This is a genomic window from Microbispora corallina (genome assembly GCF_016863035.1).
Taxonomy (GTDB): domain Bacteria; phylum Actinomycetota; class Actinomycetes; order Streptosporangiales; family Streptosporangiaceae; genus Microbispora; species Microbispora corallina.
Map to the genome: position 1 here is coordinate 17,755 of NZ_BOOC01000036.1, position 13,568 is coordinate 31,322.

Below are 13,568 nucleotides of genomic sequence, written 5' to 3' on the forward strand. Positions count from 1 at the left end.
GGCGATGGCAGAAGTGATGGCGGTGCCGAGGTTCGAACGGTTCTTCAGGACGGCGGCGGGCCTCGACGTCGACAAGGAGGACCTCCGGCGCTACAGCGACTTCGTGAACCAGAAGCTGTACGACCTGCTGGTGATCGGCGAAGCCCACGCGAAGGCGAACGTCCGGGACGTCGTCGAGACCTGGGACCTGCCCATCACCAAGGGCCTCCAGGAGAGCATCCACCGGTTCCGCGACCTCGACGAGGACATCGAGCTGAAGCCCATCCTGGAGCAGCTCGCGGCGTTGCCTCCGCTTGACCTGTCGATCGGCGAGGAGGTGAGGGAACGGCTGTCCGAGATCGTCGGCGGGCTGTCGCTGGCACTGGCGCGCACGTTCACCGTCCTCGATCCCGAGCTGAAGAATCCGAGGACCGAGCACTGGGATCGCGCGATCCGCGTCTTCCAGCTGCTGCTCTAGAAAAGAGGACACCATGAAGGCAGTCGTATACAAGGGACCCCGGCAGCTCGACGTCGAGAACGTGCCGGACGCGCGGATCGAGATGCCCACCGACGTCCTGGTCCGTGTGACCACGACCAACATCTGCGGGTCGGACCTGCACATGTACGAGGGCAGGACCGACCTGGAGCCGGGCCGTGTCCTCGGTCACGAGAACCTCGGCGAGGTGGTCGAGGTGGGGCCGGGAGTGGTAAACGTCCGCGTCGGCGACCTCGTCTGCCTGCCGTTCAACGTCGCATGCGGCTTCTGTGCCAACTGCGAGAAGGGCCTGACGGCCTTCTGCCTCACCACCAACCCCCAGATGGGGGTGGACGGAGCCGCCTACGGCTTCGCGGACATGGGCCCGTACAACGGCGGCCAGGCCGAGCTGCTGCGCGTGCCCTTCGGCGACTTCAACTGCCTGGTCCTGCCGGAAGACGCGCGGGAGAGGCAGACCGACTACGTCATGCTGGCCGACATCTGGCCAACCGGCTGGCACGCGACCCAGCTCGCCTGTGTGCAGGCCGGCGACTCGGTCGTGATCTACGGCGCGGGGCCGGTCGGCCTGATGGCCGCGTACTCCGCGACGTTCAAGAGCGCGAGCATGGTGATGGTCGTGGACCGCCACCCGGACCGGCTGGCCAAGGCCGAGGAGATCGGGGCGATCCCGATCGACGACTCCAAGGGCTCGCCGGTCGACCAGGTCATGGAGCTCACGCAGGGCAGGGGCGCCGACCGGGGCTGCGAGTGCGTGGGCTACCAGGCGCACGACCCCCAGGGGCACGAGCATCCCAACATGACGCTGAACAACCTCGTCAAGTCGGTGAGGTTCGCCGGGACGATCGGGGTCGTGGGCGTGTTCCTCCCCATGGATCCCGGCAGCCCCGACGACCTCTACAAGCAGGGCGAGATCGCCTTCGACTACGGGATGTTCTGGTTCAAGGGCCAGTCCATCGGCAACGGTCAGTGCAACGTCAAGAACTACAACCGGCAGCTCTGCACCCTCATCCACAAGGGGAAGGCCCGGCCGTCCTGGGTCGTCTCCCACGAGCTGGATCTGGACGAAGCGCCCGGCGGCTACGAGCACTTCGACCGGCGCGACCCGGGCTGGACCAAGGTAGTCCTGCATCCCGCCGGCGTCGGCTGATCCTCCTGTGGCGACCGCGCACCCGCGGCCCGACCACTGCGGCACCGAGGAGGACGCGCCATGCGCATGCCGGACGCCCGCCGGCTCAAGCAGAGGCTGTACGACGCCTTCAACAGGCACGACTTGGACGAGGTGATCCAGTGTCACAGCCAGGACGCGGTCCTGGTGACCCCGGCGGGCGTCGCGGAGGGCCACGAGCAGATCGCCTCCTACTACGAAGATCTGTTCAGGGGCTTCCCCGACATGCGCATGACGGTCTGGCACACCATCCTGTGCGCCGATCCGGCGGTGACCGAATGGATGCTCACCGGCACCCACACCGGGCCCTTCCTGCTGCCTGGGGGCCAGGTGCTGGAGGCGACCGGCCGCCATGTCGCCATTCCGGGCACCAGTACCTGTTCGGTGGGAAACGACAAGATCATCAGTCACCGGATCTACCTGGACCAGCTGGAGCTCTACACCCAGCTCGGCGGGCGCCTCGCCTTCGACGAGCAGCCGTCGCCGGGTGAGCGGCGCGCGGAGGACTGAGCGATGCCGGCACAGGACGTGGGCGACATGGTGACGGTCGAGCTGTTCTTCCAGTGCAGGCACGACGTCGTCAGCGAGGAGATCCGGATTCCACGGGCCGAGTGGGACGCGATGAGCGCGGGCCAGCGCGACGCGTACCTGGCCGACCGCGTAGACGCGCTCGTGTGCGCGAACTCCGGCGCCGGTTGGAGGGAGATCCAGGAGGAGTAGAGCGGCCGGGAGACAGCCCGTCGTGGGAGTGGGTGAGAGCGTGGGCGCGCTGAAGGTGGCTCTCGTGGGGTTGGGCGTGGCGGCCCAGGTCGTGTACCTGCCGCTGCTCGCCAGGCGGCGGGACATCTTCCAGGTGTCCGCCGTGTGCGACCTGGACGGCGCCCACGCAGAGACGCTCGGCCGGGAGTTGGGCGTCAGATCCTACGACCGCGCCATGGCCATGCTGGAGGCGGGCGGGTTCGACGCGCTGATCGTCCTCACGCCCGGTTCTCACGGGCCGCTCGTGAAGGCGGCCCTCGCCTGCGGCTGCTGGGTGCTGTGCGAGAAGCCGCTCGCCTACAGCCGGGCCGAGCTTCACGGCATCCCCGGCGACGCGCGGCTGATGGTGGGTTATGTGAAGCAGTACGATCCGGCCACGCAGCGCCTGCTGTCGGCGCTCGGCGAGGCCGGCGGCGCCAGGGCCGTACGCCGTCTGGACGCCACCGTCCTGCACCCCTCCGAGGAGTCGCAGCTCCTGTTCGCCAGAGCCCGGGTGTCGAGGCCGGCGTCCGAGCGGCTCGCCCCCTACCTCGAAGCCGACGACGAGGCGATCATCCAGGCTCTGGGAACGGTCCCGGAACGGCTGCGGCGCCTCTACTCCCAGGTCTTGCTCGGCGACGTCCGGCACGAGCTGTCCGTCATGCGGCTGCTGGTCGGCTCGCCCGCGACCGTGGACCATGTGTCCGTCTGGCCGGACGACGTCTTCCCGCCCTCGGTCGAGGTGAGCGGGAGACTGCCGGACCCCGCGTACGGCAGGTACGGCCTGTGCTGGCACCACCTGCCGGACTACCCCGTCTACCGGGAGACGATCGCCGTACACCACGACCACGGCTCGCTGGAACTGTGCTTCCCGACCCACTACCTGCTGAACGCCCCGACGAGCCTCACCGTCCTGTCGCGGGCCGGCACGGCCGAGCGCACGGCCGCCTACCGCGACCTCTCGGAGGCGTACGAGCGGCAACTGGTGGCCTTCCACCGGTTTGTCACCCAGGACGAACCACCGCTCACCGGGCTCGACGGGGCGTTGAAGGACATCATCACCGCGCAGCGGATCATCCGCCGCCATGCCGAGCAGACGGGGCTCTCCGTCGGCGGCGAATGCGGGGAGTAGGGCGGGCGTGGCGGCATGGCGACCAGGGACAGCGTCCGCGCCTGGCTCCTGGAGGGGCTTCAGCACGAGGACGTGATGCCCGCCGGGCCCCACGTGGTGGAGGCGCCCCACAGGCGGCATGCCTGGTGGCAGGTCATGTGCCTCACCGGTCTCGACTACTTCTCCACCCTGGGCTACCAGCCGGGGATCGCCGCGCTGGCGGCGGGCCTGCTGTCGCCCGTCGCGACGTTGTTCCTCGTCGCGCTGACGCTGTTCGGCGCGCTGCCGGTCTACCGGCGGGTCGCGGTGGAGAGCCCGCGCGGCCAGGGCTCGGTCGCGATGCTGGAGCGGCTCGCTCCGAGGTGGTGGGGCAAGCTGTTCGTGCTGGTGCTGCTCGGGTTCGCGGCCACCGACTTCGTGATCACGATGACGCTGTCGGCGGCCGACGCGACGGCCCACATCCTGGAGAACCCCTTCGTGCCCCGCGCCCTGCAGGGGCACCAGGTCGCCGTGACGATCGTCCTGCTGGCGCTGCTCGGCGGCGTGTTCCTGCTGGGCTTCAGCGAGGCGATCGGCGTCGCCGTCGTCCTCGTGGGCGTCTATCTGTCGCTCAACGTTGTGGTGGTGACGGCGGCCGTGCTCCATGTCGCCGACCGGCCCGCCCTGGTCGTGGATTGGAAGCAGGCCCTGCTGGCCTCGCATGGCGGGCCGGCGTCGATGGTGCTGCTGTCGCTGCTCGTCATGCCCAAGCTCGCCCTCGGCCTGTCCGGGTTCGAGACCGGGGTGGCCGTCATGCCGCTGATCAAGGGGGACCTGGCGGGACGGATCAGGGGAGCCAGAAGGCTGCTGACGACGGTCGCCCTGGTCATGAGCGTCTTCCTGATCGCCAGCAGCTTCGTCACGAGCGTGCTGATCCCGCTGCGGGAGTTCCGGGAGGGGGGCAGGGCCAACGGCCGGGCCCTGGCCTACCTGGCCCATGCCTATCTCGGGAACCGCTTCGGGACGCTGTACGACGCGAGCACGATCGCGATCCTGTGGTTCGCCGGCGCGTCCGCGATGGCGGGCCTGCTCAACCTGGTTCCCCGCTACCTTCCCCGGTACGGCATGGCCCCCGACTGGACGCGGGCGGTACGGCCGCTGGTGCTGGTCTTCACGGCCGTCGCGTTCGCCATCACCGTGATCTTCCGGGCGAGCGTGACGGCGCAGGGCGGGGCGTACGCCACCGGAGTCCTCGTGCTGATCCTCTCGGCGGCCGTCGCGGTCACGGTCTCGGTCCACCGGCGGGGCCGGCGCGCGGCGACGGCGGCATACGCCGCCATCGCCCTCGTCTTGACGTACACGCTGGTGGCGAACGTGATCGAGCGGCCGGACGGCGTCAAGATCGCCTCGTTCTTCATCACGGCCATCGTGGTCACCTCGCTGATCTCCCGGGCGACCCGGTCCACCGAGCTGCGGGTCACCCGCGTGGTCCTCGACCCCTTGGCGGAGCGGTTCCTCCGCGAGGTGCCCGGCCACGAGGTCCACCTGATCGCCAACGAGCCGCAGCGGCGCGACCGGGCGGAGTACGAGGAGAAGCTGCGTGAGCAGTGGCGCAACCACCGGCTGGATACCGCCACGCCGGTGCTGTTCGTGGAGGCCACCGTTCCGGACGCGTCGGAGTTCCTGACAGAGCTGCGCGTCCGGGGCGAGGAGCGGTACGGCCACCGGATCCTCCGGCTGGAGAGCTCCTCGATCCCGAACGCGCTGGCCGCCCTGCTGCTCTACATCCGCGACTGCTTCCGCAAGCTGCCGCACATCTACTTCCACTGGGCCGAGGAGAACCCCGTCGCCGCGATGCTTCGTTACCTGGTGTTCGGAGTGGGCGACGTCCCGGCGATGACGCGCGAGATCCTGCGGGAGGCCGAGCCGGATCCCGAGCGCCGTCCCCGGGTGCATGTCGGATAGGCCGTGTTTGCGCTGCTCGGATGGGGGTATCGGCTGCCCGACCGGGGAGGCGAGGCTCATGACGGATCGCCTGTTTTCGGATCGGCGGGACGCGGGCCGGGTGCTCGCGGGACTCCTCGGCCACTACCGGGGACTGCCCGACGTCGTCGTCCTCGGCCTGCCGCGCGGCGGCGTGCCGGTGGCATACGAGGTGGCGACGAGGCTGGGCCACCCGCTCGACGTGCTTGTGGTGCGCAAGCTCGGCACGCCCGGCCGGGACGAGCTCGCCATGGGGGCGATCGCCGGTGGCGGAGTGGTGGAGCTCAATGAGGACGTCACCCGCGCGCTCGCCATACCGTCCGAGACGATCAGGGAGGTCGCCCAGCGGGAGGCCCGCGAGCTGGCGAGATGGGAGCGCGCCTACCGGGGAGAACTGCCCACGCCCGAACTGCGCGGCAAGATCGTGATTCTGGTCGACGACGGACTGGCGACCGGCGCGAGCATGCGTGCGGCGATCCGAGCGGTGCGGGAACGGGAACCGGCCCAGATCGTCGTCGCCGTGCCCGCCGCGCCGGAGTCCACCTGCGAGGACCTGTCCGCCCTGGTGGACGACGTCGTCTGCGCGACCACTCCGATCCCGTTCTTCTCCATGGGGGAGTCGTACTGGAACGTGCCCCAGACCGCCGACGAGGAGGTGCGCGAGTTGCTCCGCGCGGCGGCCTCGGCGCGGGCCTGGGCCCCGCCCGCCCGCACCGACCTCGCCGTCCTGCGCTCAGAGCTCGTGCCCACGCGCGACGGCGTGCCCTCGGACGAGGTGCTGTTCCACATCGTGGGCGACGCGCGGTTCGTGCTGATCGGCGAGGCGTCGCACGGCACCCACGAGTTCTACGCCGCGCGCGCCCACATGACGCGGCGGCTGATCGAGGAAAAGGGCTTCGTCGCCGTGGCGGTGGAGGCCGACTGGCCCGACGCGTACCAGGTGAACCGGTTCGTGCGCGGCCGCGGCGACGACGGATCGGCGGAAGAGGCGCTGCGCGGCTTCGCGCGGTTCCCCGCCTGGATGTGGCGCAACGCGGACGTCCTCGACTTCCTCGGGTGGCTCCGCGAGCGCAACGAGCGGCTGGACGAGCGGGCGCGGGCGGGGTTCTACGGGCTCGACCTCTACAGCCTGCACCGCTCCGCGGAGGAGGTCATCGCGTACGTCGAGAAGGTGGACCCGGTCGCGGCGGAACGGGCCCGCGACCGCTACTCCTGCTTGGAGCACAGCGACGGTGACGACGGGCAGGCGTACGGGTTCGCCGCCGCGTTCGGCGCAGGGGAGTCGTGCGAGCAGCACGTGATCGACCAGCTCGTCGACCTCCAGCGCAGGTCGCTGCAGTACCAGCGGGCGCAGGGCCTGCTCGGCGAGGAGGAGTTCTTCTACGCGGAGCAGAACGCCAAGGTGGTGGCCGCCGCCGAGCGGTACTACCGGACGATGTTCGGCGGGCGGGTCTCGTCGTGGAACCTGCGCGACCGGCACATGGCCGACACCCTGTTCGCGCTGGCCGAGCACCTCGGCTGGCAGCGCGCCGAGCCCGCGAAGATCGTGGTGTGGGCGCACAACTCCCACCTGGGCGACGCGCGGGCGACCGAGATGGGGGCCCGCGGCGAGCTCAACCTCGGCCAGTTGGTGCGCGAGCACAATCCTGAGGACTGCCGGCTGATCGGCTTCACCACCTACACCGGGACCGTCACTGCGGCCGACGACTGGGGCCGCCCCGCCGACCGGAAGACCGTGCGCCGGGCGCTTCCCGACTCGGTCGAGGACCTGTTGCACGACGTCGGGCACAAGGAGTTCCTGCTCGACTTCGTCCACTCGGTCCGCGCCGCGGACCTGCTGCGCAAGGCGCTGCTCGAACGGGCCATCGGCGTCGTCTACCGCCCGGGCACAGAACGGCACAGCCACTACTTCCAGACCCGCCTGTCCGACCAGTTCGACGCGGTCGTCCACATCGACGAGACCCGCGCCCTTGAACCCCTGGAACGTACGGCCCGCTGGGAGCGCGGAGAGGCCCCCGAGACCTACCCGGTGGCGGTCTGAGACCGGGACAGCAGGGTTCCAGCCGACCCGCCGTTCGGGGGAGGGATCGTATGACGAACGCGTGGACGTTCGAGGGACAGCCGGCCGCTCTGGGCGCCGGCACCGTAACGCTCGTGGAGGGGAGCTCGTTCTGCGTCTCCTCCTGGAACGGCGACATCCTGCCCGGCGGCCCGCAGGGCGTCTACCACGCCGACACCCGGCTGCTGTCCCGCTGGGAGCTGCGGGTGGACGACGTGCCGATCGAGCCGCTCCAGGTGCTGGCGGGCGAGCCGTACCACGCCGCGTTCCTCGGCCGTACGCCGCCGAGGCCGGGCCGGGCGGAGAGCACCTTGATGGTGGTGCGGGACCGGTACGTCGGCGGCGGCCTGCGCGAGGACCTGCTGCTGCGCAACCTCTCCGACGAGCCCGCCGGCTGCGTGGTGGACGTCCACATCGGCTCCGACGTCGCCGACCTGTTCGAGGTGAAGATCAACCGGGTCCGGCACGTCCCCGACGTCGACCTGGTGCCCGAGGGGGCGAGCCTGCGTGTCTACTCGCCGAGCCGCGCTCGCGGCGCCGTCATCAGGACCGCCGACGCGCTGGCCGTTCCCGGACTGCTCGGCTTCCGCGTGACCGTGCCGGCCCGGGGGGAGTGGAGGGCGGCCCTCCAGGTGAATCCGATCATCGACGGTGAGGAGACGCAGGCGTGGTTCTCCACGCACCATCCCGTCGAGTACGCCGGGCCCGCGGTGCGCCTGGCGGCCTGGCAGCGGCACGGCCCGTACGTGGTCACGGATCATCCGGGGCTGGCCAGGACACTCCGGAGGTCGAAGGAGGACCTGGGGTCGCTGCGCCTGTACGAGCCCGGGCCCCCGGACGAGCCGCCCACGATCGCCGCCGGCGCGCCGTGGTTCATGACGTTGTTCGGCCGCGACTCACTGCTGACCTCGTGGATGGCGCTGCCGCTCGACCAGTCGCCGGCGCTCGGCACGCTGCGCCGCCTGGCCAGGCTCCAGGGCACGAAGGTCGACCCGCTGTCGGAGGAGGAGCCCGGGAAGATCCCGCACGAGCTGCGGTTCGGCGCGCGGTCGAGCGTCTCCCCCCATGGCGCCGCCTGCTACTACGGCTCGGTCGACGCCACCCCGCTGTACGTCGTGCTCCTCGGTGAGCTGCGCCGCTGGGGCATCCATCGCGAGGCCGTCGAGGAACTCCTGCCGCACGCCGACGCGGCGCTGTCGTGGATCGAGGAGTACGGCGAGCGCTCGGGCCCGATCGAGGGGTTGCTCTGGTACCGCCGCAAGACCGACAAGGGCCTGGTCAACCAGGGCTGGAAGGACTCCTTCGACGGAGTGAACTTCGCCGACGGGTCCCTGGCCCGCGCGCCCGTCGCCCTGGCGGAGGCGCAGGGCTACGTCTACGCGGCCTACATCGCGCGCAGCCACTTCGCGCACGAGGCGGGCGACCACGAGACCGAGCGCCGTTACACGGAACGGGCGTGCTCTCTCCGCCGCATGTTCAACGAGCTCTTCTGGCTTCCGGAGCGGGGCTGTTACGCGATCGGGCTGGACGGCGAGGGCAGGCCGATCGACAGCGTGGCCTCCAACATGGGCCACTGCCTGTGGACCGGCATCGCGGACGAGGACAAGGCGGAGTACGTCGCCTGGCACCTGCTGTCGGAGGAGATGTTCACCGGGTTCGGCGTCCGCACGCTCGCTTCGTCGATGGGCGCCTACAACCCGATGAGCTACCACAACGGATCGGTGTGGCCGCACGACAACGCCCTGATCGTGTCGGGCCTGATGCGCTACGGGTTCGTCGCCGAGGCGCAGCGGGTGGCCATGGGTCTGCTGGACGCGGCGGAGGCGTTCGGCGGGCGGCTCCCCGAGCTCTTCTGCGGGTTCGGCAGGAAGGAGTTCCCCATCCCGGTGCCCTATCCCACGTCGTGCTCCCCCCAGGCTTGGGCGGCGGCGAGCCCCGTTCAAATCCTGCGATCGCTGCTGCGCTTCGACCCCTGGATCCCGTACGGCCGGCTGTGGGTGGCCCCCGTGCTGCCGGAGGAGTTCGGCGAGCTGAGGATCACGGGGTTACCGCTGGCCGGTGGCCGGGTCAACCTCGTGGTGTGGGGCAGTGGCGAGACCAAGTTGAGCGGGCTGCCCCCGGAGATCGAGGTGCACTGCGCGCCCCGCCCATCGATCAGCACGATCGTCAGCCACCAGGACCATTTCACGGACGAGCCGTGAACGACGACACGTACGGCCGGTCGGCCAGGGCAGACCACTGACGGTGCTCCTTGGGCCGGGGCAGAGGCCGGTGGTTCGGGACGCCTAGGAACACGATCAGTCCGGCGCAGGCGACCCTGGCAGGCGCAGCCCTGGTACTCCCCGGGAACTGCGCGCGCGCCTGGACACGGCCGCCTGAGCGCGCTGCAGGCTCTGGCCCCCGTCATCAGGAACCCCCGGGGCCTGGCACGGCAAAACTGACAGCACCGCACCGCCGCCATCAGGTGCTGGACGGCCCCCGCTCCCGACTCAGATCGAAGGAGCGGGGGCCGCGTTCGCGTCAGGCTCCCAGCCGTTCAGATCTCTTAAAGCCTGCTCCAACGTCTCCTGTATCTCGAACAACTGGATCAGGCCGGTCGTGTTGAGGAGGCGCCGGAGAAAAGCCGGTGGAGCAGCCAAATTCAATCGGATGCGGTGCTCCTGGCATCTCCGAAACACCTTGATCAACTGACTGATCCCGGAGGAGTCGCAGAAGCGCAGCGGGCCGAGGCCCAGAATCAAACAACCCTCGCGGAGGTGATCCCACAGGCGTTCAACCGTGTCGAGCAGACTGGCAGACCTCGTCCAATCGAGATCTCCCGTGACGTGAACGACCGCCCACTTGCCACAGGCGCCGCGATCCACGTCGAACACGATCCCCTCAGGAGGCACCGCGATCACCGCCTCCCAACCCGCAGAGCGCCACCGCCATACAGCCCGGTCCCCAGAGAACCAAGGTACGGCGACATCGGCCAACGCGAGGCGCTCGTCACCGTGATGCAGATGCGCACCACTACCCACCGCTCGCCGCATCACGCCTCCGGCGGGGGCCTTCGACTCCCGGGTAATCACCCCCGCGCAGCTCGGAACCGTAGGCGGCCGCGGTGCTGATCGCCCCGCCGCGACGATCAGGCGGAGGGTGGAGTTCTCGCCGAGCCTGGCCCGGTGAACAGTGCTCGGAAGGTCTCCGGGTACCCACAGGCCGTCGCAGGTCGCGAAGAGCCCCAGCAGGGGCCTCAGGCAGTACCACGCCTCACGTGTGCTAGGTTAGAAGCAGTTGCAGTTGTGGTACCCATAATGAACTTGTGTGCACCTGACGGTATGTAGCCTCAGGTGCATTTTTTTGTTTTCCGGTCTTCTCCGGGTGTGGGCCTATCGCGGCAACGCGAAATTCGCGACAGTGCGGATTTCGGCTACGCCTATCAAGAGGAGATCAACATGGCTTCTGGCACCGTGAAGTGGTTCAACGCTGAAAAGGGCTTCGGCTTCATCGAGCAGGACGGCGGCGGCGCCGACGTCTTCGCGCACTACTCGAACATCATCTCTCAGGGCGGCTACCGCGAGCTGCGCGATGGTCAGAGGGTGGCCTTCGATGTCACCCAGGGTCAGAAGGGCCCTCAGGCCGAGAACATCGTTCCCGCCTGACAAATAGCGCCACGTATCAGGGCTCACACCTCCACAGGTGCGGGCCCTGATTCGTTTCCGGCTACCGCATCGCTGCTGCACGAGAATCGGCGGCAGCAGATGTCAACCACAGCCGGTTCCAAGACCCGGTCAGCTTCACGCTGCCGGGTCTTTTACCGCCGGTGCTAGTGTCCGGCCGGGCGGTCGCGCGCGTTGTTGATGCGCAGCGCCTCGGCGAGCTGATCTTCCAAGATGATGATCCGGCAGGCGGCTTCCACAGGAGTGCCCTGATCGACGAGTTCCCGGGCGCGCGCGGCCAATCGCAGTTGGTAGCGGGAGTAGCGGCGATGGCCGCCGCTGGAGCGTTGCGGCTCGATCAGTTTCGCGGCGCCCAGAGCCCGCAGGAACGCGGGGCTGACACCGAGCATCTCCGCGGCCGCGCCCATGCTGTAGGCGGGGTAGTCCTCATCGTCGAACCGATCCTCGAACCGGTCTTCGGCCCTGAAGCCGGCCGTGTCCGCAGTCTTGCCGTGAGCGAGTGTGTCATCCCCGGCAGCCGAGCGAGATTGATCCATACATTCCTTCCATCACGCGCACAGGGGGCCCCGGCACCTGTCGCGCCGGGGCCCCGAAGAGTTCAACACCATCTACCGGCCATCTGGCCGGCTCATTGTTTTCCGCATCCGCCGTACTGAGCGGCGGGGGTGCGGGGATCGCGGATGCGTGACCGTAGACCACCTTCCAATCTGTGGAACTGCGGTACCCGAGCGGCGAGACTCAGCCGGCTACGGGCGATCCTGATGGCGTCAACACTCCCTTCATCTCTCTTTCCGGACCACTGTCCGGCTTCACCTGCGGCAGCGCGTCCACGATCAGGGCCCCTAAACACTGCGCTGGCCCGTCACGTCCGACCTTCTGCTATCAACTTCCAACTTCGTCTTGCTCCGGGCAGTTCATCGTGGTGCCAGTACTTCCGCCGCCCGGCCGAACCGTTCCTTACGATGCGAGAAACTGTAGCCCCAGCGGCCACAATTGTCTACTGCGGCGAACATAGATTTTCGGTGTCGGGCGCGGCAGCCTTCTGGCGGCGCCTCCAGCGGGAACGCCGCCAACACGCTCGTGGCGGTTGCCGCCTGGGTCGCCGCGCTTGGGGGCGGACCTGAGGGGGATCGTGGCGCTGGCGTGGTGGTTGTCAGGTGACGGTGTCCAGCATGGTGCGAAGGATGCGCGTCATCGTGGCGACGTCCTCGGGGGCGAGGCCGGAGATCAGGCGGTTGAGGGTGGCCGCGTGGTCGGTGAGTGTGGCGTCGATGATCGCGCGGCCTTGGTCGGTCAGCGTGACGCGGAAGCTGCGGCGGTCGGCGGGGTCGAGGTTTCGCTGCAGTAGGCCGGCGGACTCCAGGCGGTCCAGGCGGCTGGTCATGCCCGCGCGCGACATCATCAGGGCTGCCGACAGTTCCGAGGGGATCTGGGTGTACGGCGGACCCGAGCGGCGTAGGGCGGCGAGCACGTCGAACTCCCCACGCCCGAGGCCGTGACTCGCGAGCATGTCATCCACCTGGGTTTCCACGGCGCGGGTGAGCAGCGAGAGGCGGCCCAGGAAACCCATGGCCGAAAGGTCCAGGTCAGGGCGTTCGCGCCGCCACTGCGTAAGGATCACGTCGATCGCGTCGTCGGGTTCCGGGTTCGCCTCTGCCGTCATGTCGGGTGATTCTATTCGACAGAAAATAGTTAGCAGGCGTACTATCGTGGAGCGAACTACTGTGAAGGAGTGACAGTGACAGTGATCGATCCCAACGACGCTCGGGCGGTGCTGGTAAGGGCGGGCGAGGCCGAGGTCCTCGGCGAGTTCCCGAACACGCTGGAGTTGCTGGCGGACGCTGAGACCACGAGCGGACTGGTCAGCGCGATCCGTAGCAAGATCGGCAAGAACACCGATGGGCCGCCGCCGCATTACCACAACGAGGCAGCCGAGATCTTCTACATCATCGACGGCGGCCTGCACGTCCTGACCGGGGAGCATGTCGTCACCGTGGGGACGGGCGACTTCCTGCTCGTGCCGCCTCGGACTCCGCACGCGTTCAGTACCCCCGCGCACACTGGCGTCGACATGGTGATCTTCAAGCCGGGCGCTGAGCGATTCGGCTACTTCCGGCTGGGGGATCTAGTCCGCCGGGGCGAGGCGAGCCCACAGGAGATCCTCGACGCACAGGACCTCTACGACAACCACTTCCACCACAGCGCGGTCTGGCGCCACTTCCGGGGTGCCGAAGCAGAGAGCCGCCTGCTCGTCCTGCCGCCGAATGACGATGCGACTCCGGGCCAGGACAGGGACGGAGACACCCGGTGGACGTGACGGCCGTCATCCTGTCGATCGTGCTCGCGATCTCGACGCTGGCCAGTGGCCACCACCAAGCTCGCGGGGACCCGCACCA

At 69.0% G+C, this 13,568-nt stretch carries 13 protein-coding genes; 10 read left to right on the forward strand and 3 right to left on the reverse strand.

Annotated features, from left to right (window positions below; all coding sequences use genetic code 11):
- Positions 1–4: 4 nt before the first annotated feature.
- From Mco01_RS30640 to Mco01_RS30675, 8 genes are read left to right on the forward strand one after another with little or no spacing between them, the layout of a single operon-like run.
- Positions 5–457 carry a DUF1931 family protein gene (locus tag Mco01_RS30640; RefSeq protein ID WP_204060344.1) on the forward strand — a complete coding sequence of 151 codons (453 nt, stop codon included), beginning with the start codon at positions 5–7 and terminating at the stop codon, positions 455–457.
- Positions 458–470: 13 nt separating this feature from the next.
- Positions 471–1,622 carry a glutathione-independent formaldehyde dehydrogenase gene (locus tag Mco01_RS30645; RefSeq protein ID WP_204060345.1) on the forward strand — a complete coding sequence of 384 codons (1,152 nt, stop codon included), beginning with the start codon at positions 471–473 and terminating at the stop codon, positions 1,620–1,622.
- Positions 1,623–1,682: 60 nt separating this feature from the next.
- Positions 1,683–2,150: an ester cyclase gene (locus tag Mco01_RS30650; protein WP_204060346.1), complete on the forward strand. Its 468-nt coding sequence runs from the start codon at positions 1,683–1,685 to the stop codon at positions 2,148–2,150.
- Positions 2,151–2,153: 3 nt separating this feature from the next.
- The gene (locus Mco01_RS30655) at positions 2,154–2,360 is read left to right on the forward strand and encodes a DUF7167 family protein (protein ID WP_204060347.1); all 207 of its coding nucleotides are present in this window, start codon (positions 2,154–2,156) and stop codon (positions 2,358–2,360) included.
- 22 nt (positions 2,361–2,382) lie between these two features.
- A complete protein-coding gene (locus Mco01_RS30660; protein WP_239104016.1) occupies positions 2,383–3,510 on the forward strand; it encodes a Gfo/Idh/MocA family protein in 1,128 nt (375 codons plus the stop codon).
- Positions 3,511–3,525: 15 nt separating this feature from the next.
- On the forward strand, positions 3,526–5,433 hold the full coding sequence (locus Mco01_RS30665) for an APC family permease (RefSeq protein ID WP_239104017.1): 1,908 nt from the start codon (positions 3,526–3,528) through the stop codon (positions 5,431–5,433).
- A 58-nt stretch (positions 5,434–5,491) separates the two neighbouring features.
- Positions 5,492–7,492 carry an erythromycin esterase family protein gene (locus tag Mco01_RS30670; protein ID WP_204060348.1) on the forward strand — a complete coding sequence of 667 codons (2,001 nt, stop codon included), beginning with the start codon at positions 5,492–5,494 and terminating at the stop codon, positions 7,490–7,492.
- Between the two features lie 50 nt (positions 7,493–7,542).
- Entirely contained in the window at positions 7,543–9,711 is a 2,169-nt protein-coding gene (locus Mco01_RS30675; protein ID WP_204060349.1) for an amylo-alpha-1,6-glucosidase, read from the forward strand.
- A gap of 288 nt (positions 9,712–9,999) precedes the next feature.
- On the opposite strand, the gene Mco01_RS30680 is transcribed toward Mco01_RS30675, so the two are convergent.
- On the reverse strand, positions 10,000–10,542 hold the full coding sequence (locus tag Mco01_RS30680) for an STAS domain-containing protein (protein ID WP_204060350.1): 543 nt from the start codon (positions 10,540–10,542) through the stop codon (positions 10,000–10,002).
- Between the two features lie 405 nt (positions 10,543–10,947).
- Between Mco01_RS30680 and Mco01_RS30685 the strand changes: the two genes are divergently transcribed.
- Entirely contained in the window at positions 10,948–11,154 is a 207-nt protein-coding gene (locus Mco01_RS30685; RefSeq protein ID WP_036324202.1) for a cold-shock protein, read from the forward strand.
- A gap of 164 nt (positions 11,155–11,318) precedes the next feature.
- Here the strand turns inward: Mco01_RS30685 and Mco01_RS30690 are convergent, their stop codons facing one another.
- Positions 11,319–11,579 carry a helix-turn-helix domain-containing protein gene (locus Mco01_RS30690; RefSeq protein WP_204060408.1) on the reverse strand — a complete coding sequence of 87 codons (261 nt, stop codon included), beginning with the start codon at positions 11,577–11,579 and terminating at the stop codon, positions 11,319–11,321.
- A 746-nt stretch (positions 11,580–12,325) separates the two neighbouring features.
- The gene (locus tag Mco01_RS30695; protein WP_204060351.1) at positions 12,326–12,835 is read right to left on the reverse strand and encodes a MarR family winged helix-turn-helix transcriptional regulator; all 510 of its coding nucleotides are present in this window, start codon (positions 12,833–12,835) and stop codon (positions 12,326–12,328) included.
- 75 nt (positions 12,836–12,910) lie between these two features.
- On the opposite strand from Mco01_RS30695, the gene Mco01_RS30700 reads away from it, so the two are divergent.
- Positions 12,911–13,489, forward strand: a complete 579-nt coding sequence (locus Mco01_RS30700; protein WP_204060352.1) for a cupin domain-containing protein — start codon at positions 12,911–12,913, stop codon at positions 13,487–13,489.
- Positions 13,490–13,568: the final 79 nt, after the last annotated feature.

What these genes read in the sequence shown, in the direction of transcription:
- Mco01_RS30650 (WP_204060346.1), top strand. Translation starts at nt 1,683, where the DNA reads ATGCGCATGCCGGACGCCCGCCGGCTCAAGCAGAGGCTGTACGACGCC.
- Mco01_RS30685 (WP_036324202.1), top strand. Translation starts at nt 10,948, where the DNA reads ATGGCTTCTGGCACCGTGAAGTGGTTCAACGCTGAAAAGGGCTTCGGC.
- Mco01_RS30665 (WP_239104017.1), top strand. Translation starts at nt 3,526, where the DNA reads ATGGCGACCAGGGACAGCGTCCGCGCCTGGCTCCTGGAGGGGCTTCAG.
- Mco01_RS30655 (WP_204060347.1), top strand. Translation starts at nt 2,154, where the DNA reads ATGCCGGCACAGGACGTGGGCGACATGGTGACGGTCGAGCTGTTCTTC.
- Mco01_RS30675 (WP_204060349.1), top strand. Translation starts at nt 7,543, where the DNA reads ATGACGAACGCGTGGACGTTCGAGGGACAGCCGGCCGCTCTGGGCGCC.
- Mco01_RS30640 (WP_204060344.1), top strand. Translation starts at nt 5, where the DNA reads ATGGCAGAAGTGATGGCGGTGCCGAGGTTCGAACGGTTCTTCAGGACG.
- Mco01_RS30670 (WP_204060348.1), top strand. Translation starts at nt 5,492, where the DNA reads ATGACGGATCGCCTGTTTTCGGATCGGCGGGACGCGGGCCGGGTGCTC.
- Mco01_RS30690 (WP_204060408.1), bottom strand. Translation starts at nt 11,579, where the DNA reads ATGGGCGCGGCCGCGGAGATGCTCGGTGTCAGCCCCGCGTTCCTGCGG.
- Mco01_RS30695 (WP_204060351.1), bottom strand. Translation starts at nt 12,835, where the DNA reads ATGACGGCAGAGGCGAACCCGGAACCCGACGACGCGATCGACGTGATC.
- Mco01_RS30680 (WP_204060350.1), bottom strand. Translation starts at nt 10,542, where the DNA reads ATGCGGCGAGCGGTGGGTAGTGGTGCGCATCTGCATCACGGTGACGAG.
- Mco01_RS30645 (WP_204060345.1), top strand. Translation starts at nt 471, where the DNA reads ATGAAGGCAGTCGTATACAAGGGACCCCGGCAGCTCGACGTCGAGAAC.